An 18,547-nucleotide genomic window follows, 5' to 3' on the forward strand; every position below is an offset into this window, starting at 1 on the left:
CTATTTCGTCAGACCGCGCAAGCCGCCCGAAATCAGAATGTTGACCTCGTAGAGAATACGCGGCGCGGCCAGTCCTCCGGGGCTGGCCAAATAGTTCGGGCTCCATTCTGGTTCGAATTTCTGCTTGAACGAGCGCAGCCCCTCGAAGTGATAAAACTGTTCGCCATGTTCATAGACAAAGCCGCCAATGCGGTTCCACAGTGATGCCAGTTGCCGGTTTTCGATCCCGGAAAACGGTGCCGCCCCCAGCGAGAACCAGTGGAACCCCTGCTCGGCGCCCCATGACATCATCTCGGCAAACAGCGCATCCATAACAAAACTTTGGCTATCTGGTTCATACCGCATCAGATCCAGCGACAGTTCTGATTTTTGCCCGCCCTGAAACAGGTTAGCAAACGCGACGATCTCACCTGTTTCGCCATTCCGCAGCACCGCGTGGTCGAAATAGGACAGATAGGTTTCATCAAATCCGCCAAGCGCAAAACCTTTCTCGGCCCCAGCCTTTTGCGCCAGCCAGTCATCCGAAATCTTGCGCAACTCGGGCAGGATCGGGGTTAGTTCCTGTTTTGGGATAATCTCGAAAACATACCCTTCGCGTTCGGCACGGTTCTTGGCCTGACGGAACCGCTTGCGGGATTTTCCGTCCAGCGAAAAATCTTTCAGCGGCACCCGCGCTACTTCGCCAATTTTCAGGATCGACAGGCCAAGGTCCAGAAAGGTCGGCAGGTATTTGGTGGAAACGCTGTAGAAGGCACAAAGTTTACCCTCACGGTCCGCCTTCTCGCGCAGCTGCCATATCAGCTGTTTACCGGCGGTTTCATCCCCTACTGGCTCACCTTTGGTGACCAGTGCGTTGCCGGTATCGGCATAAGCCAGAAAAGCGGTTTCATCCGGCGCGATCAGGAACTGCTTGTCCCCGGTCAGGGAAATCTGGGATTCCGTGTCTTCGCTTTCCATCACCAAACGTTCGACTACTTCGGGGATTTCTGTGCGGACTGGAACAGGAATTTCGCGCCCGAACAGAGAGCTAACGGCAACCACCCCAAGGATGACCGCAACCACAAGGCTGGATCGTAGGAACCGCGAAGCGTCGCCATTCCAGGCAAACTCCCACCACAGGGCATTTTGATATTCGACATGGGAATAAGCAAACAGACCCACCCAAAAGATGACGGCAAGCAATGCAAGAACGCTGACCAGCCAGGGTATGTTCAACCTAAAGATCGACGCGCCGCTAACCCGATAGAACGCATCCCGGAACATGGCCAGCAGAACGATGCTACCCACCATGCTGAGCGCTTCGTGCGTATCCAGCCCTTTGGTCAGCGAAGCGACAAAACCGGCCAGCATCAACAGCATGGCCACAACCCAAGCCCGGTAAAGCTTGCGAAACAACCCCCGTGACACAAGGATCAGTAAGACCCCTACCGCGCTTCCGGCCAGGTGGGACGCTTCGACAAAGGACAGGGGCAGGAAATCCCGTAGCACACCCAGGTTACCGCTGCTTGCAGGCAACGCGCCGGAGACCAGAAGTATCACACCGGCCACTGCGGCCACGCCTGCGGCCACCATGGGCACGATCGGACGGATCACTCGATAAACCCAAGTGGCTGCACCAGTAATATGTCGCCGGTGGCTCAGCGCTGATGCCACAGCGATTGAAAGCGTGGCGATGAGGAAGGGAAGAAACGTATAGACCAGGCGGTACAGCAGCAGCGCGGCAATGACATCCGACCGGCCTGACGCGCCAAGTCCCGCGATCATAGTCGCCTCGAAGGCGCCAATTCCACCCGGCGCATGGCTGAGGATACCGACCGCAATCGCGCCAATAAAGATGGTGAAGAAATAGGGGTAGCCGATCCCAAGGTCTGTCGGCAGCAGCACATACAGAACCATCGACGCACCAAACACATCGCCCAAGGCCGCCAGCGTCAGCAACCCGGCCAATTTGCCGCCGGGAAGGTTAAATCCAACCCCGCCATAGGCCAGCCTGCGCCCGCCTTTCGAAAGCCAAATGAACAGCGTTGCCAGAGCGATCAAAAGGCCCAATCCTATGACCGTCTCGACCGTAACGCTGATTGGTAAAACCTTCGATATCCCGTCGGGATGAAAGGTCAGCAAAGCCCCCAACAGCAAGGTCATGCCAGACCAGAAAGCGATCCACGAGGTCGCAATAACCCCAGCGACGCGCCCCAGATCCAGCCCCAAAGATGCGTAGATCCGATACCGGATCGCCGTGCCCGTGATGTAGGAAAACCCAAGGCAGTTTGACACCGCATAACCACAGGCCCCGGCCATGCCCGCAACCGGCAAAGGGACCTCGCCGTCGGCAACGCTCTGGACTGCAAAGACGTCGTATAAAGACAGGGAAACAAAGCTAAAAGCGGTCCAGCACAGGGCGATGAACAACAGCGTCCAAGAGGTGTTCGCCACATCCGTCTGAACGGATGACCATTTCACATGTGCAGACAGTTCATGCAGCACGGTCAGGGCGACCAGCATGACGATTACGGGAATGGCGATTCTGACCAGGGGTCGTTCCAGAAAACCGGATACTCTTTCGGCAAGTCTGATGGCCCAGAGTTCTTTGCCTGTATCCTGATCAGTCATGTGATTTCCCTGTTTCAGGTTTGCAGCTGCCTTTGCGCGGGTGGCGAACGCATCGCAACTTTTACACATATTCCTTGCTGCTCAAAGCACTACAGCAATCAGACGCGGCCTTTCCGAGTAGAAAGAAGCAAGTTGGTTTCGGATCGCGTAATCCCTTCGATCCTGCGGATGCGAAACAGGATTTCATCCAGTTCGGCCAGGGTCTCGGTCCCTATCTCGGCAATCAAGTCCCAACCGCCATTTGTCGAATGGACAGCCCGCACCTGTGGCATGGCGGCAATTTGGGCCATGGTGCGCTCGGTGCCGCGCCCTTCGATTTCCAGCATCATCAACCCTCTGACCGGGCTTTGCGCCACATCCTGCCGTGTCAGAACCGTAAAGCCCACAATCTCGCCGGATTGCTTCAAACGTTGCAGACGGCTGCGCACTGTTGTGCGTGTGACTCCCAGTGTTTCAGCCAGTTCCGAGAGTGAAGCACGGGCATCCCGATGCAGAGCGCTGAGAAGCTTGCCATCCAAATCGTCCATTCAATACTTCCGTTATGTCACTTGCGGTTCCATTTTGAGCATTTTGATCCCTATCCGCAAGCCACATTGCCGGAGTAGTATTCCATATGGATACAAACAACGTAATTCTGGTTGGCGCCCCGATGGATTCGGGCAAGCGTCGACAGGGCTGCCGGATGGGCCCCGATGCCTATCGGGTTGCGGGGCTTCAATCAGCTCTTTCCGATCTCGGTCTTCACCTACGGGATCTCGGCGATATCACACCTGACATTCCGGATATGTCCGAACATTCGCATCTCTTCGCCCTGCCCGAGTGTATCGGCTGGACCAAGGCTCTCAGCCGTGTTGCGCAGGATGTCGCCCCACAAGGCCTGCCAATTTTCATGGGCGGCGATCATGCGCTTTCGATGGGCACGGTTTTGGGCATGGCACAGCACGCCGAGCGGATCGAACGCCCACTGTTCGTTCTCTGGCTGGACGCGCATAGCGATTTCCACACACCCGAGAGCACCGATAGCGGCAACCTGCACGGGACACCCGTGGCCTATTTCACCGGACAGCCCGGATTTGACGACTTTCCACCGGTTTCATCGCCAGTTCCGACCGACCGGGTCGGCATGATCGGTCTGCGCTCGGTCGACCCAGCCGAACGGGCTCGGCTGGAACAGGATCGCGCAATGCTGGCCGATATGCGAAGCATCGACGAAAACGGCATCAAAGCACCGCTGATGGCCTTTCTGGAGCGGGTCCGGGCAGCGGATGGCATCCTTCATGTTTCGCTGGATGTGGATTTCCTTGATCCGTCCATTGCTCCTGCAGTTGGCACAACAGTTCCAGGTGGCGCGACCGAACGCGAGGCTCATCTAGTGATGGAACTGCTGCACGAAAGCGGTCTTGTCTGCTCGTTGGATCTGGTAGAATTGAACCCGTTTCTGGACGAACGCGGCCGCACTGCAAAATTGATGGTGGATCTGGCCGCCTCATTGCTGGGCCGCCGCATCTTTGACCGCCCCACCCGGAGCTTCTGATGCAATCTCTACAAGCCCCACCAGCCGTTGTGATGATCCGGCCCCATGCGTTTGCTTCGAACCCCGAGACACGCGACGACAATGCGTTCCAGACCTTGGCCAACCGCTCGGCAGCGGCCACGTCTGTCCAAGCACGCGATGAACATGATCAGGCGGTGGCGCTGCTGCGCGATGCGGGTGTTAAGGTTCATGTCTTCGACGATTTCGGAGACCTCGACACACCAGACAGCGTATTTCCGAACAACTGGTTCTCGACCCATCCCGGCGGACATGTGGCAATCTATCCGATGTTTGTGCCGTCGCGCAGGCGCGAACGTCGCGCCGACGTCATAGAAATGTTGAAACAGGAGTATCGTGTTCAGGACGTGATCGATTATTCCGGGCTTGAACAGGACAGACTGGCGCTGGAAGGCACCGGAGCGATGGTTCTGGACCACATTGGCCGCGTGGCCTACACGGTCAAATCCAACCGCGCCGACCCCGTTCTGTTGGAGCGTTTCTGCACCCATTTCAACTATGAGCCCATCGCATTCGAGGCGCATGATGCCGCAGGACGTGATGTCTATCACACGAATGTTCTGATGGGCATCGGCTCCAAATACGCGCTGATCTGTCTTGATATGATCGCGGACCCCGAACGCCGCGCGACAGTGAAAGCCAGGCTGGAGGAATCCGGTCGCACGGTCATTGACCTGACCCATGATCAGATCGCTGAATTTGCTGGCAACGCCATCGAACTGAGCGGCCAGAATGGTCCCGTGCTGGCGCTGTCCAGCCGGGCACTTGCCGCCCTGACCCCGGAACAAATCGTTACAATCGAAGCCAGCGCGACACCTCTGCCGCTTTCGATTCCCACCATTGAAACTGCCGGTGGATCCGTGCGCTGCATGATTGCGGGCATCCACCTGTCCCGCCGATAGGAGCCCCTAATGCAACCATCCGAAAAGGCCTTGGTGCCGTTTGTGTCTGTCGACAATATGATGAGACTGGTCCACCATATCGGCGTCGAACGTATGATCACCGATATTGCGGCGCAAATCGAAGCTGATTTCAAACGGTGGGAAAGCTTTGACAAAACACCCCGCATCCCTGCCCACTCGCCGCATGGGGTGATTGAACTGATGCCAACCTCAGACGGTGAGGCCTATGGGTTTAAATACGTCAACGGCCACCCCAAGAATACCTCCGAGGGCCTACAGACCGTTACCGCATTTGGACTGCTGGCAGACGTCTACACAGGCTATCCGACCCTGCTGACCGAAATGACCATGCTGACTGCATTGCGCACCGCAGCAACCTCTGCTCTGGTCGGCAGCTATCTTGCGCCCAAATCGGCCTCGACCATGGCAATGATCGGGAATGGCGCGCAATCCGAATTTCAGTGCCTCGCCTTCAAGGCCATGTGCGGGATTGATACTGTTCGCTTGTACGACACCGACGCGGCTGCTACCGAAAAATGTGCGGCCAACTTGGCGGGCTCTGGCCTCTCGGTCGTGAAATGCAAATCCCCCGAGGACGCCATCGAAGGCGCGCATATCATCACGACCTGCACAGCGGACAAGAAAAATGCCACGATCCTGACCGATAACTTGGTCGGCCCAGGCGTCCACATCAACGCGATCGGCGGCGACTGTCCTGGCAAAACCGAACTGCACAGAGATATCCTGCTACGCTCTGAAATATTCGTCGAATACCCGGAGCAAACCCGTATTGAGGGCGAGATTCAGGCCCTTGAAGACGATCATCCCGTCACCGAGTTGTGGCAGGTCATGACGGGTCAGGCCGAGGGTCGTAAAGATGATCGTCAGATCACGTTGTTTGACAGCGTAGGCTTCGCGATCGAGGATTTTTCAGCCCTGCGCTACATCCAGTCCGCAGTCCGGGGCACAGATTACTACGAACCGCTGGACATGCTGGCAGACCCTGACGATCCGCGCGATCTGTACGGAATGCTGATGCGAGCGAAATAGAGATACCCTGCCCCCACGCGCCAGCCGGGGGCAGGTATCACCAAAGATTGACTTCGCCAGATGCCAATTACCCGGCCAGCGAAGGCAGGTACAGAACGATGCCCGGAAAGGCGACCAGCAGCGCAATCGTCACGGCGTCGGCGATGAAAAACGGCGTCACGCCCTTGAACACGTCCTGAACGCTCAGATCAGGGCGGACGCCGGCAACGACAAAGCAATTCAAACCGATCGGTGGCGTGATCAGGCAGAACTCGGCCATTTTCACCACCAAAATACCAAACCAGATGGCGCACATCGGACCGGACATCCCAAACGTACTTTCCGCAGCGGTGACGGCCTCGCCCCCGTTCAGCGCCATAACTGCCGGATAGACAACCGGCAGAGTCAGCAATAGCATCCCGATGGCATCCATGAACATGCCGAGCACCGCATAGGCCAGCAGGATGCAGATCAGGATCAGCATGGGTGACATTGTCAGCGACGTGATCCAGTCGGAAAACGCGCTTGGCAAATCGGCGAAACCCAGGAACCTGACATAGATCAGCACGCCCCAGATGATCGAAAAGATCATCGCGGTCAGTTTGGCGGTCTCAAGCAGTGCGGATTTCAACTCTGCCCATCTCATGCCGTGGAACAGCGCGAAGCAGAACACGATAAAGGCACCGATTGCCCCGCCTTCAGTTGGCGTGCCCCAGGCTTTTTCACCAAACGGGTTATAGACGAAGCAGATGATGATCAGGATCACCGCAACAATCGGTAGGGCACCAGGCAGCGCGGCAAAACGCTGTTTCCAAGTAAAGCCAGTGACCGGCGGGCCGACATTTTTGAACACAACGGCGATGCCGACGATCAGCAGACCATAGATAACCGCCGAAAACGCTCCCGGTATGAACCCGGCGAGCAGCAGTTTGCCCACATCCTGCTCTACGATGATCGCATAAATCACAAGGATCGCCGAGGGCGGGATCAGTGAGGCCAAAGTGCCACCTGCAGCAACTACGCCCGCCGCAAATTGTTTGTTGTACCCGACCTTCAGCATTTCCGGGATCGCGATCCGGGCAAATACCGCAGATGTCGCGACCGATGCCCCCGAGACCGCAGCAAAACCAGCGGTGGCGAACACGGTTGCGACCGCAAGCCCACCCGGAACCCATGCTACCCAGCGCTTGGCAGCCTCGAACAGCGCGCGCGTCAGGCCTGCGTAGTAGGCAAGGTAACCGATCAGGATAAAGGTCGGAATCAGGCTGAGCGTATGGGCTGCAACCTTGGAATGCGGCACTTGCCCTGCGGTTTTTACCGCAACGGTCAGCGCCTTGCCGAACCGGTCGGGATCATATCCGAATTTGGCCCAGAATATCCAAACCAGACCGATCAGCCCCGCCAAAGCCGCGGCAAAAGCCACACGCATTCCGGTGATAACCAGAACCAGCAGACCACCGGTGACCCAAAGGCCAATCTCAATCGAGTCCATTTACTAGTCCTGCCCTTCGAATTGTTCGGCTTCAGCGGCAGCCTGCGCAGCAGCGTCCTGTATCATCGGCACCGCAACTGGGTTTTGTAGGCCCAGCACAAAGGCCCGTCCATAACCCCAGATTTGCAGCACAAGCCGCAAGCAAAGTACCGAAAACGCAATAGGTGCCAGTAACTTGGCAGGCCAGAGCGGGATGCCAATGTCGATCGAGCTGTCCCGGCTCCACAGAGGTGCGCCAAAGTCGAATGATCTGTCGAAATGGGACCAGCTGCCCCAGACCAATGCCAACATGAGCACCAGGATGAGAACGACCGAAATCAACTCGAACAGCCACAAAGCCCGTCCGTGTAGCCGCGAAATGACAATATCCATCCGGATATGGCCCCCATCGCGTTGTACGTAAGAGATACCTAGAAACGCAATCAAAGGCATGGCTTGCTCGATCCAATCGACATAGCCCGGCAATGGCGCGTTATAGGCGTTGCGCCCGCTCACCGAGACAACTGCCAGCACCATTAACCCGAACACGGCAATTCCGCTGATCAGTGCAAGCGTACGCTCGGCCCTTAACAGCAGCTGGTCCAGCCTGCTCAGACGGCTATCATCTGCAAGCACCGTCGCCTGTCCTGCCATTCCGCTGGCCCTTTCTGTATTGGAATCAGTGTCCGGGTACCGCGCTGGGTACCCGGAACGCGTGATCAGTTCCCGCCACGCTGTTGTTTCAGCGTCAGTTGAACAAGATCATATAGATCCTGCGCAGGCAGACCCTGCGCGGACATGTCAGCGATCCACTGCTCGCGGATCGGATCAGCAGCCTTGGTGCGGAATTCCTCCAGCACGGCCTCGTCGATCTGAACTTTCTGCACGCCTTTTTCTGTCAACACACCATCCCACTGCTCCAGCAGACCGCCGTAATTGGCGAGATAATGGGCAATGGCTTCGTCGACAGAACTGTTAAGCGCTTCGCGATGTTCCGCAGGCAGTGCTTCGTAGGCGTCGACATTGACCACAACCGGACAGTTTACAGTGCCGGGGTTCAGGTTGGCCGTCCACCAGTCGGCTTCGTTGATAGTGCCGAAAGACAAATGTGCGTGCTGAGCAAAGGCCACTGTATCAACTACACCGGATTCCATCGCATTAAACGCCTCGGTCGCGGGCACCGATGTTGGAACACCGCCAACGGCCTCAAACGCCTTACCCAGCCCGCCGGTCGCACGTACACGCATGCCGTCAAAATCGGCAAGCGTTGAGCGCGGATCACCGGTTCCAACGATATTATACTGGGGCATTGGCGACGTCATGATGATCCGGGCATTCCACTGAGCCATCTCATCCTTAACGGCGGGATGATCATATACAGCGTGGCTGACGGCCACCTCTTCTTCCAAATTGTTCACACCCAGGAACGGCAGTTCAAGTACAGTGATCGCCCGATTTTTGTCGCGGTGATAGCCTGCGCAGAACTGCGCCATCTCGAATGCACCGATCTCAATCCCGTCCAGATTCTCTTTCGGCTTTGACAGCCCGCCATAGCTGACATTGATCGTGAATTCGCCACCGGTTTTTTCGCTGACCAGTTCAGCCAGTTTCTCGACATGTTCGGTAAAGGCCCGGCGTTTGCCCCAGACCGAAGCATTCCATTCTGTTGCTGCAGCTTCGGTAACGAATGCAACAGTCAGGGCGGCGACGGCGGCACCGCTCAACATTTTAGTCATAGTGATTTCTCCCATTGATGCGCCCCCTTTTTTGGGTCGCTTGAGCGTAAAGCTAGCGCCAACATCGATATGTGCCAACCCCTGCCAGACCACCCACCAAAATCTGCAAACCGCCCGCCAGCGCTAACAATCATAAGGTGAATATGAAATGTGTAAATTTCACGGGCAAGCACTTTGAAAACAGTGAAAATGTGATTAACATCTATATTATTGTTTTAAATATATTTTTTTGATACCTAACGATTTCCTTTACAATTCCCTCAAAGAGATTGAAATTTATTAACAAATAAACCCTGCTATTTCTGTAATTTATTTCTTTGTTTTCTGATCTCCGTATTATCCTGCATCGGGAGGAAACAGGTCGACATTGCCTGTTCAGCGGGCAAGATTGTCCCAGTGAATTTAAGTCCAGAGGGAGGAACCTCAGAATGACAACCGCTGCTCAGGCAGATGCCAAAGTTTATCCGCCATCCGCAGAAATTTCAGCGCGTGCGCATGTCGATGCCAAGAAATACGGCGAAATGTACACGGCTTCTATAAACGACCCCGTTGCATTCTGGGGCGAACAGGGCAAACGCGTTGACTGGATCAAACCCTATACCCAAGTGAAAGACGTCAGCTATGATTTGGGCTCGGTCGGGATCAACTGGTATGCGGATGGCACTCTGAACGTTTCAGCCAACTGCCTGGATCGTCATCTGAATACACGCGGCGATCAGACTGCGATCATCTGGGAACCTGATGACCCGAATGAACCCGCCCAACACATCACCTATGCCGAACTGCACCGCCGCACCTGCCGGATGGCGAATATCCTGGTTTCCATGGGCGTGCGCAAAGGCGACCGTGTAGTCATTTATCTTCCGATGATCCCCGAGGCTGCATATGCCATGCTGGCGTGCGCACGTATCGGCGCAATCCACTCGATTGTTTTTGCAGGGTTTTCCCCTGATGCCCTGGCTGCACGCGTCAACGGATGCGACGCCAAGGTTCTGATTACAGCTGATGAGGCCCCTCGCGGCGGCCGTAAGACACCGTTGAAGTCAAACGCAGACGCGGCCCTGCTGCACTGCAAGGACACGGTGAAATGCTTGGTTGTCAAGCGTACCAACGGCCAGACCACATGGATCGACGGGCGCGACTACGACTATAACGAAATGGCGCTCGAGGCGGATGACTATTGCGCGCCTGCGGAAATGGACGCCGAAGACCCTCTGTTCATTCTGTATACCTCCGGGTCGACCGGTCAGCCGAAAGGTGTGGTGCATACCACCGGCGGATATCTGGTCTATGCGGCAATGACGCATGAGATCACCTTCGATTACCATGAAGGCGACGTCTATTGGTGTACCGCCGATGTCGGTTGGGTGACCGGCCACAGCTATATCGTCTATGGCCCGCTGGCCAATGGCGCGACCACGCTGATGTTCGAAGGTGTTCCGACCTATCCGGATGCATCCCGCTTTTGGCAGGTCTGTGAAAAGCACAAGGTCAATCAATTCTACACGGCCCCTACCGCTTTGCGCGCCCTGATGGGGCAAGGCAATGAATGGGTCGAGAAATGCGATCTGAGCGATCTGCGCACGCTGGGCACTGTGGGTGAGCCGATCAACCCGGAAGCGTGGAACTGGTACAATGACGTTGTCGGCGGTGGGCGCTGCCCGATCGTGGACACCTGGTGGCAAACCGAAACCGGTGGTCACCTGATGACCCCCCTGCCCGGCGCCCACGCAATGAAGCCCGGCTCGGCTATGAAGCCTTTCTTTGGTATTCAGCCCGTTGTTCTTGACCCGCAGTCGGGGGTCGAGATCGACGGCAACGGAGTCGAAGGCGTGCTGTGCATCAAGGACAGCTGGCCGGGTCAGATGCGTACGGTCTGGGGCGATCATGAACGGTTCGAGAAGACTTATTTCTCGGACTACAAAGGCTACTACTTCACCGGTGACGGCTGCCGCCGGGACGAGGATGGCGATTACTGGATCACCGGACGTGTGGACGATGTGATCAACGTCTCGGGGCACCGCATGGGTACGGCCGAGGTCGAAAGCGCTCTGGTGGCACATGCTGCCGTGGCCGAGGCTGCGGTTGTGGGCTATCCCCATGATATCAAGGGGCAAGGCATCTATTGCTATGTCACCTTGATGAATGATCGCGAACCCTCGGACGAGCTTGTGAAAGAGCTGCGCACCTGGGTTCGGACCGAGATCGGACCGATTGCCAGCCCGGATGTGATCCAATGGGCTCCTGGCCTGCCAAAAACCCGCTCGGGCAAGATCATGCGCCGTATCCTGCGTAAGATCGCCGAGAATGATTTTGGATCGCTCGGTGACACATCGACCCTGGCTGATCCGTCCGTGGTCGACAACTTGATCGAAAACCGCGCAAGCAAGTGAGGATGTGATGGACGCTGCCACGATCACTACACCCACCGTACTGATCCTTCTCGGCCCCCCGGGCGCCGGGAAGGGTACACAGGCCCGTATGCTCGAAGACAAATTCGGGCTTGTCCAACTCAGCACGGGTGACCTGTTACGGGCGGCAGTTGCCGCGGGAACCGAAGCCGGAAAAGCCGCCAAAGCTGTCATGGAGGCGGGTGACCTGGTCAGTGACGATATCGTAATTGCAATCCTGCGGGATCGTCTTGCCGAACCGGACTGCGCCAAGGGCGTCATTCTGGACGGCTTCCCCCGCACCACGGTTCAGGCACAGGCGCTGGACGCGCTGCTGTCAGAGACCGGTCAGCAGATCAACGCAGCCATCAGTCTTGAGGTTGAAGACGCTGAAATGGTGATCCGTATTTCCGGCCGTTACACATGTGCCGGATGTGGCGAAGGGTTCCATGATCGGTTCAAAACGCCCGCAGTCGAAGGCAAATGCGACAAATGCGGCAAGACCGAGTTCAAGCGCCGCGCAGATGACAATGCTGAAACCGTCGCCTCACGGCTGGCTGCCTATCATGCGCAGACCGCGCCGCTGATCACTTATTACCAAGACCATGGCGTTCTGAAAGGTCTGAACGCCATGGGCAATATCGAAGACATCGCCGGCAATCTGGAACGGATCGTCAGCGACACAATGAACTAGGGGAATATGGCCCGCCCTCAATAAGGGCCGAATTCCTAAAGGAAAACTTCAAAGGACCCGCTCCGGCGGACCAGAGAAGTCTTGCCTGATGCCACCTGGCATCAAGCATATCGAAAAGTGGCCCCGCGCGCTGGAGGGTTAGGACAACGGGCCGCTCAAAGAGGAAGCGAAGGAGGAACCCGCGATGGCGGATCAATCAACACACTCCGCGCAGACTGCCGAAGCCGATAAGGGCTATTGGCAGGCCAACCTGCGTCTTATCTACATCAGCCTGGTGATCTGGGCGCTGGTGTCGTTTGGATTCGGCATTTTGCTGCGTCCACTTCTGTCCGGCATTTCCGTCGGCGGAACCGATCTCGGCTTTTGGTTCGCGCAACAGGGATCCATCTTGGTCTTTCTGCTGCTGATCTTCAACTACGCCTGGCGGATGAACAAGCTAGACGCTGAATACGGCGTTGAGGAGGAGTAAGGCCCTATGGACCAGTTTACCATCAACCTGCTGTTTGTGGGCGCGTCCTTTGCGCTTTACATCGGCATCGCGATCTGGGCCCGTGCTGGGTCCACATCAGAATTCTACGCCGCCGGTCGCGGCGTTCACCCGGTCACCAACGGTATGGCGACAGCGGCAGACTGGATGTCTGCGGCCTCGTTCATCTCGATGGCGGGCCTCATCGCCTTTACCGGTTATGACAACTCGTCCTTCCTGATGGGTTGGACCGGTGGTTATGTGCTGCTGGCGCTGCTTCTTGCCCCTTACCTGCGTAAGTTCGGCAAGTTCACCGTGTCAGAGTTCATCGGCGACCGCTTTTACAGCCAGACCGCGCGTATCGTGGCGGTGATCTGTCTGATCGTAGCGTCTGTGACCTACGTGATCGGCCAGATGACCGGCGTTGGCGTAGCTTTTGGCCGCTTCCTTGAAGTGTCAAACACCACCGGGTTGTTAATTGGTGCAGCCGTTGTTTTCGCCTACGCGGTGTTTGGGGGGATGAAGGGCGTGACCTACACACAGGTCGCTCAGTACTGCGTGCTGATCACCGCCTACACAATCCCAGCCATCTTTATTTCCCTGCAACTGACTGGCAATCCGGTTCCGGCTCTGGGTCTGTTTGGTGATACCGCCAGCGGTGAACCGCTGCTGACCAAGCTGGATGCGATCGTGACCGAGTTGGGCTTTAACGAATACACCGCCCACCACTCGGACACGCTGAACATGGTGCTGTTCACGCTGTCGCTGATGATCGGTACGGCCGGTCTGCCGCACGTAATCATGCGTTTCTTCACCGTGCCGAAAGTGGCTGATGCCCGCTGGTCTGCCGGTTGGGCGCTGGTGTTCATCGCACTGCTTTACCTGACCGCCCCTGCGGTTGGCGCAATGGCCCGTCTAAACATCAGTGACATGATGTGGCCAAATGGCGGCATCGAAGGTGGCGCCGTATCCGTCGAAGATATCGACAACGACGCCCGTTATGACTGGATGGCTACATGGAAGAAAACCGGCCTGCTGGACTGGGAAGACAAGAACGGCGACGGCAAGATCCAGTACTATAACGACAAGAATGCCGACATGCAGGCGCTTGCGGAAGAGAAGGGCTGGGTCGGAAACGAGCTGACCAAGTTCAACCGTGACATCCTGGTTCTGGCCAACCCCGAAATTGCCAACCTGCCGGGTTGGGTGATCGGTCTGGTCGCTGCCGGTGGTCTTGCGGCTGCTCTGTCGACCGCTGCGGGCCTGTTGCTGGCGATCTCGTCCGCTGTGTCACACGACCTGATCAAAGGCGCGATCAACCCGCAGATTTCGGAAAAATCCGAGCTTCTGTCGGCGCGGATCGCAATGGGCGTGGCCATTGTTGTGGCGACATATCTGGGCCTGAACCCTCCAGGTTTTGCAGCGCAGACCGTTGCCCTGGCGTTTGGTCTGGCAGCTGCCTCGATCTTCCCGGCGCTGATGATGGGGATCTTCTCGACCCGCATCAACAACACCGGTGCGGTTGCTGGTATGCTGGCTGGTCTGACTGTGACCCTGGTCTACATCTTCCTGCACAAGGGCTGGTTGTTCATTCCGGATACCAACTCGTTCACGGATGCTGATCCTCTGTTGGGTACGATCAAGTCGACTTCGTTCGGCGCAATCGGTGCATTGGTCAACTTCACTGTCGCCTATGTGGTGGCTGGCATGACCAAAGAAACCCCGCAAGAGATCAAGGATCTGGTCGAAAGCGTCCGCATTCCCCGTGGCGCGGGTGCCGCTCAGGATCACTGAGTAGAGATGCGGCCCCTGAGCACCTTGCCAAAGGCCGTTTCTTTCGACTGACTACTCCCGCCCGGCATTCCACCGGGCGGGATTTTTCGAATAGAAACCGAGGAGTATCCGATGCCCCTGCCCCAAGCCGAGATCACGCGGTTTCTGAAATCCGTTCACCCTTATGACGCCCTGCCCGCCGATGATTTGGCAACGCTGTCTGATCAGATCGAAGTTTGGGAGGTCGAAGAAGGATCCCCGGTGTATCAACTGGGCGCGCCCCTGCCCGGCGTATTCGTGATTTACGAAGGACAGGTTGAAATCACTGACAGGAACGGCGCGATTGTCTCTCATCTGGGGCTGCGCAATTCTTTCGGGGAACGCGGTTTGCTGAAAGACGGTAAAGCCGCGACCAAAGCGCAGGCGCACGCAAACTCGGTTTTTCTGGTGATCCCGCCCAACCTGATCCGAGACCTCATTGATGAACATGAAATCGTCGCCAAATTCTTTGATCGGACCCGCACGGAACGCTCCAGCCCCCAAAGCCTTGCAACCAGCGCTATCGACGTTCTGATGGCACATAACCCCGCAACCTGCCCCCCTAATACCACCGTTCGCGAAGCGGCGCAGATGATGAGGGACAGACATATTTCCTCTCTCTGCATCACCGAGGGGGACATTCTTTTGGGGATCGCCACCTTACGAGATATCTCGGGCAAATACGTTGCCGATGGGATGTCTGTGGATACCCCTGTATCGGCAATAATGACGGCAAACCCGGTGACGCTGTCGCCGTCGGATATCGGATCGGATGTTCTTCACATCATGATGGAGCGCGGCATCGGCCATATTCCGGTATCCGAAGCTGGGCGTCTAGTCGGAATTGTCACGCAGACAGACCTGACCCACTATCAGGCGGTCAATTCCGCCGAGTTGGTGCGCCGGATAGCAAATGCGCAAACCGCGCAGCAGATGGCAGAAGTGACCGAAGAGATTCCCCGGCTTCTGGTCCAGCTTGTCGCTGCCGGAAATCGACACGAGATCGTTACACGCCTGATTACCGATATCGCCGACACAGCCACCAGACGTTTGCTGGCAATGGCGGAAAAACAGCTTGGACCACCACCTGTGCCTTACCTATGGCTGGCTTGCGGATCGCAGGGACGACAGGAACAAACCGGGGTGTCGGATCAGGACAACTGCTTGATGCTGGATGACAAAGTAACCGATGACGACATGCCATATTTCCAGACACTGGCAAAAATCGTGTCGGACGGGCTGGATAAATGTGGGTACTTTTATTGCCCGGGCGACATGATGGCGACAAATCCACGCTGGTGCCAACCGGTAAGTGTCTGGCGTGATTATTTTCGCGGGTGGATCGCCAAACCAAACCCCGAGGCGCAGATGCTGGCCTCGGTCATGTTCGACCTGCGCCCCATTGGCGGCGCATTTCACCTGTTCGATGACCTGCAGGCCGAAACGCTGGCCGCGGCCCAAACGAATTCAATCTTTGTGGCGCATATGATCTCGAACTCGTTAAAGCACACGCCGCCGCTGGGCCTGTTACGCGGGTTTGCCACGGTACGCTCGGGTGAGCATCGCAACACGCTGGATCTAAAGCATAATGGCGTTGTGCCTGTGGTTGACCTGGCCCGGATATACAGCCTTCAGGGGCAACTGTCCCAGGCCAATACACGTGCCCGCCTGAAAGCAGCTGGGGCGGCAGGCGTCCTCAGCCCCTCAGGTACCCGCGACCTGCTGGACGCTTACGATCTGATCGCCGAAACGCGGCTGGACCATCAGGCCCGTCTGGTGAAAGGCAACAAGAAGCCGGACAATTTCCTGCCCCCTTCCGATCTTTCGGACTTTGAGCGAAGTCATCTGCGAGATGCCTTTGTCGTGGTAAAAACAATGCAATCGGCGGTCGGCCACGGTAAAGGAATGCTGGGCTAAACCCTCAGGAACCTTGGAGAGTATTCATGTTCTTAGAACTGATCGGCACGATATTTGCAGGCGTCGCCCTAGCCGGCATCGTGATGGTGATCAACAAACTGACAGGTGGACGCCTGCCTCGTTGGTCCGCACCAGTCGCGGCGGGCATTGGCATGATCGGGATGACGATCAACAGCGAGTATTCATGGTTTGACCGCACGCGCGATACGCTTCCAGATGGTCTGATCATCATTCAAGAGGTCGAAAGCCGCGCTTTGTACCGTCCCTGGACCTATGCGATGCCCTTTGTTGATCGTTTTGCCGCAATCGACACCCTATCTGTGCGCACCAATGACCAAGTGCCTGAGCAGCGCCTCGTTGAACTGTATTTCTTTGGTCGTTGGGCACCGGTTTCAAAATTGCCGGTCGCTGTGGATTGCGACAAGAACCAACGCGCCAATCTGGCGGATGGGGCAGAGTTTGGTGACAACGGCCAGTTGCTGAACGCAGATTGGGTAACAGGCTCTACCAACGATCCGATCATCGAGGCCACTTGCGGAGTGTAACATGCTGACCCGATTAAGCCTGCGCCTGCGGATTTTCCTCTTCTTCTGCCTGCTGGCGGTCGGCGGGGTTGCCGTCAGCTCGGTTGCGCTTTGGGTCAGCTACAGGCGAGCGGCGGATCCGGCCCTTTTCGACGCGTTCATCTTTGCAGAGATCGTCATCGGGTTCGGTCTGCTGGCCCTGATCGCCGCTGTCTGGCTATTGTTCGACGATAATGTCGCCAAGCCGATCGAAAGGCTTTCCGCTGAACTGCGCGCACGAGCGCATGCCGGTGTCAGCCGCGACCTCGATCTGCAAGCCGCGCGGTATCTTGGCGACCTGGCCCCTGCGGCTGCCGGTCTGGCCAACCAACTGTCCGACAAGACCATGGGCGTGGCAGAGGCTGTCGCTGCTGAAACCGAGCATCTGGCTGTGGAACAGCAAAGGCTTAGGGCGCTTTTGACTGAAATTCCTGTAGCCATATTGCTGGCTAGCCCCTCTCACAGGCTCGTTTTGTATGACGGACAGGCGGCCGAGGTTCTGGCACAGATTTCGCATCCACGCCTGAATGCGCCACTGTTCGATTACTTCCAGCCAGACGCGCTGCAGAAAGCCTATGCCAAACTGGCCAAGACCGGGATGGAGGCATCCTGTTCGCTGACCAGCATTGATGGGGCGCAGACCTATTCAGCCCGCATGAAACCGCTGGGGGAAACTTCCGGCTATATGCTGATCCTAGATGACAGCGCCGCCAATATAGCGCCTGAGGCTGCCAGACCTCTGGTCTATGACTTTGGTTTGCTGAACACATCCACCGACCAATCATTCGAGACATTGCCTCTGCGCGAGCTTTGTTTTGTTGTCTTCGACACCGAAACCACAGGCCTGCTGCCGCACAAAGACGAGATCGTCCAGATCGGCGCAGTCCGTGTGGTAAATGGACGGATGGTCGAAGGCGAAAGGCTGGATATGCTGGTGAACCCGGTCATGCCGATCCCTGCCGCCTCGACCAAGGTTCACAAGATCACGGATCGAATGGTCGAAGGCGCGCCGGAAATCGCCGAAGCCGGGCGTATCTTTCACGAATTCGCGCGAAATGCCGTAATCGTGGCGCATAATGCACCTTTTGATATGGCGTTTCTGCGACGCCACGCCGACCGTATGAAAGTTGAGTGGACGCATCCCGTACTGGATACGGTCCTGCTATCAGCGGTCCTGTTCGGCGCCAGCGACACGCACACTTTGGACGCGCTGTGCGAACGGCTGGACATTACAATTCCGCATGAGCTGCGCCATACGGCATTGGGTGATGCAGTTGCCACCGCCGAGGCGCTGGTTCGGATGCTTCCGATGCTGCAAGCGCGCGGGATGAATACGTTTGGCGAGGTCATCGAAGCAACCCGCCGGCACGGTCGTCTGCTTGAGGACCTGAACTGAGGGCGTAAT

At 56.9% G+C, this 18,547-nt stretch carries 15 protein-coding genes; 10 read left to right on the forward strand and 5 right to left on the reverse strand.

Annotation, left to right across the window (positions count from 1 at the left end; translation table 11 throughout):
- On the reverse strand, positions 1-2,610 hold the full coding sequence (mprF, locus tag FN806_RS04175; protein WP_142634310.1) for a bifunctional lysylphosphatidylglycerol flippase/synthetase MprF: 2,610 nt from the start codon (positions 2,608-2,610) through the stop codon (positions 1-3).
- Between the two features lie 98 nt (positions 2,611-2,708).
- Entirely contained in the window at positions 2,709-3,137 is a 429-nt protein-coding gene (locus FN806_RS04180; RefSeq protein ID WP_142634311.1) for an Lrp/AsnC family transcriptional regulator, read from the reverse strand.
- 86 nt (positions 3,138-3,223) lie between these two features.
- Here FN806_RS04180 and rocF point away from each other — a divergent pair, with 86 nt between their 5' ends.
- The 3 genes from rocF to FN806_RS04195 are packed head-to-tail and all read left to right on the forward strand — an operon-like array spanning position 3,224 to position 6,114.
- Positions 3,224-4,144: an arginase gene (gene rocF / locus FN806_RS04185; RefSeq protein ID WP_142634313.1), complete on the forward strand. Its 921-nt coding sequence runs from the start codon at positions 3,224-3,226 to the stop codon at positions 4,142-4,144.
- Entirely contained in the window at positions 4,144-5,064 is a 921-nt protein-coding gene (gene ctlX / locus FN806_RS04190; protein ID WP_142634315.1) for a citrulline utilization hydrolase CtlX, read from the forward strand. The genes rocF and ctlX overlap by 1 nt, the downstream gene beginning before the upstream one ends.
- A gap of 9 nt (positions 5,065-5,073) precedes the next feature.
- Complete coding sequence (locus FN806_RS04195) at positions 5,074-6,114, forward strand: ornithine cyclodeaminase (protein ID WP_142634317.1); 1,041 nt, start codon at positions 5,074-5,076, stop codon at positions 6,112-6,114.
- Between the two features lie 67 nt (positions 6,115-6,181).
- Here the strand turns inward: FN806_RS04195 and FN806_RS04200 are convergent, their stop codons facing one another.
- From FN806_RS04200 to dctP, 3 genes are all read right to left on the reverse strand, one after another.
- Entirely contained in the window at positions 6,182-7,585 is a 1,404-nt protein-coding gene (locus FN806_RS04200) for a TRAP transporter large permease (RefSeq protein ID WP_142634319.1), read from the reverse strand.
- 3 nt (positions 7,586-7,588) lie between these two features.
- Entirely contained in the window at positions 7,589-8,218 is a 630-nt protein-coding gene (locus tag FN806_RS04205) for a TRAP transporter small permease subunit (RefSeq protein WP_142634321.1), read from the reverse strand.
- Positions 8,219-8,283: 65 nt separating this feature from the next.
- On the reverse strand, positions 8,284-9,300 hold the full coding sequence (gene dctP / locus FN806_RS04210; RefSeq protein WP_142634323.1) for a TRAP transporter substrate-binding protein DctP: 1,017 nt from the start codon (positions 9,298-9,300) through the stop codon (positions 8,284-8,286).
- 428 nt (positions 9,301-9,728) lie between these two features.
- Between dctP and acs the strand changes: the two genes are divergently transcribed.
- From acs to FN806_RS04245, 7 genes are all read left to right on the forward strand, one after another.
- On the forward strand, positions 9,729-11,693 hold the full coding sequence (acs, locus tag FN806_RS04215) for an acetate--CoA ligase (RefSeq protein ID WP_142634325.1): 1,965 nt from the start codon (positions 9,729-9,731) through the stop codon (positions 11,691-11,693).
- A gap of 7 nt (positions 11,694-11,700) precedes the next feature.
- Positions 11,701-12,384 (forward strand): adenylate kinase, encoded by a 684-nt coding sequence (locus FN806_RS04220; RefSeq protein WP_142634327.1) that lies wholly within the window; start codon positions 11,701-11,703, stop codon positions 12,382-12,384.
- A gap of 184 nt (positions 12,385-12,568) precedes the next feature.
- Positions 12,569-12,853, forward strand: coding sequence for a DUF4212 domain-containing protein (locus FN806_RS04225; RefSeq protein WP_142634329.1), 285 nt, complete (start codon positions 12,569-12,571; stop codon positions 12,851-12,853).
- A gap of 6 nt (positions 12,854-12,859) precedes the next feature.
- Positions 12,860-14,644 (forward strand): sodium:solute symporter family protein, encoded by a 1,785-nt coding sequence (locus FN806_RS04230; RefSeq protein WP_142634331.1) that lies wholly within the window; start codon positions 12,860-12,862, stop codon positions 14,642-14,644.
- A 111-nt stretch (positions 14,645-14,755) separates the two neighbouring features.
- Positions 14,756-16,579 carry a DUF294 nucleotidyltransferase-like domain-containing protein gene (locus FN806_RS04235; protein ID WP_142634333.1) on the forward strand — a complete coding sequence of 608 codons (1,824 nt, stop codon included), beginning with the start codon at positions 14,756-14,758 and terminating at the stop codon, positions 16,577-16,579.
- A gap of 26 nt (positions 16,580-16,605) precedes the next feature.
- Positions 16,606-17,124, forward strand: coding sequence for a hypothetical protein (locus FN806_RS04240; protein WP_142634335.1), 519 nt, complete (start codon positions 16,606-16,608; stop codon positions 17,122-17,124).
- Position 17,125: 1 nt separating this feature from the next.
- Positions 17,126-18,538 (forward strand): 3'-5' exonuclease, encoded by a 1,413-nt coding sequence (locus tag FN806_RS04245; RefSeq protein ID WP_142634338.1) that lies wholly within the window; start codon positions 17,126-17,128, stop codon positions 18,536-18,538.
- Positions 18,539-18,547 lie beyond the last annotated feature (9 nt).

It is taken from the genome of Ruegeria faecimaris (genome assembly GCF_900182615.1).
In the GTDB taxonomy this organism is placed as follows: domain Bacteria; phylum Pseudomonadota; class Alphaproteobacteria; order Rhodobacterales; family Rhodobacteraceae; genus Ruegeria; species Ruegeria faecimaris.

Bases quoted from the DNA above. Each gene is read 5' to 3' on its own strand.
- mprF (WP_142634310.1), bottom strand. From the start codon at position 2,610: ATGACTGATCAGGATACAGGCAAAGAACTCTGGGCCATCAGACTTGCC.
- FN806_RS04180 (WP_142634311.1), bottom strand. From the start codon at position 3,137: ATGGACGATTTGGATGGCAAGCTTCTCAGCGCTCTGCATCGGGATGCC.
- rocF (WP_142634313.1), top strand. From the start codon at position 3,224: ATGGATACAAACAACGTAATTCTGGTTGGCGCCCCGATGGATTCGGGC.
- ctlX (WP_142634315.1), top strand. From the start codon at position 4,144: ATGCAATCTCTACAAGCCCCACCAGCCGTTGTGATGATCCGGCCCCAT.
- FN806_RS04195 (WP_142634317.1), top strand. From the start codon at position 5,074: ATGCAACCATCCGAAAAGGCCTTGGTGCCGTTTGTGTCTGTCGACAAT.
- FN806_RS04200 (WP_142634319.1), bottom strand. From the start codon at position 7,585: ATGGACTCGATTGAGATTGGCCTTTGGGTCACCGGTGGTCTGCTGGTT.
- FN806_RS04205 (WP_142634321.1), bottom strand. From the start codon at position 8,218: ATGGCAGGACAGGCGACGGTGCTTGCAGATGATAGCCGTCTGAGCAGG.
- dctP (WP_142634323.1), bottom strand. From the start codon at position 9,300: ATGACTAAAATGTTGAGCGGTGCCGCCGTCGCCGCCCTGACTGTTGCA.
- acs (WP_142634325.1), top strand. From the start codon at position 9,729: ATGACAACCGCTGCTCAGGCAGATGCCAAAGTTTATCCGCCATCCGCA.
- FN806_RS04220 (WP_142634327.1), top strand. From the start codon at position 11,701: ATGGACGCTGCCACGATCACTACACCCACCGTACTGATCCTTCTCGGC.
- FN806_RS04225 (WP_142634329.1), top strand. From the start codon at position 12,569: ATGGCGGATCAATCAACACACTCCGCGCAGACTGCCGAAGCCGATAAG.
- FN806_RS04230 (WP_142634331.1), top strand. From the start codon at position 12,860: ATGGACCAGTTTACCATCAACCTGCTGTTTGTGGGCGCGTCCTTTGCG.
- FN806_RS04235 (WP_142634333.1), top strand. From the start codon at position 14,756: ATGCCCCTGCCCCAAGCCGAGATCACGCGGTTTCTGAAATCCGTTCAC.
- FN806_RS04240 (WP_142634335.1), top strand. From the start codon at position 16,606: ATGTTCTTAGAACTGATCGGCACGATATTTGCAGGCGTCGCCCTAGCC.
- FN806_RS04245 (WP_142634338.1), top strand. From the start codon at position 17,126: ATGCTGACCCGATTAAGCCTGCGCCTGCGGATTTTCCTCTTCTTCTGC.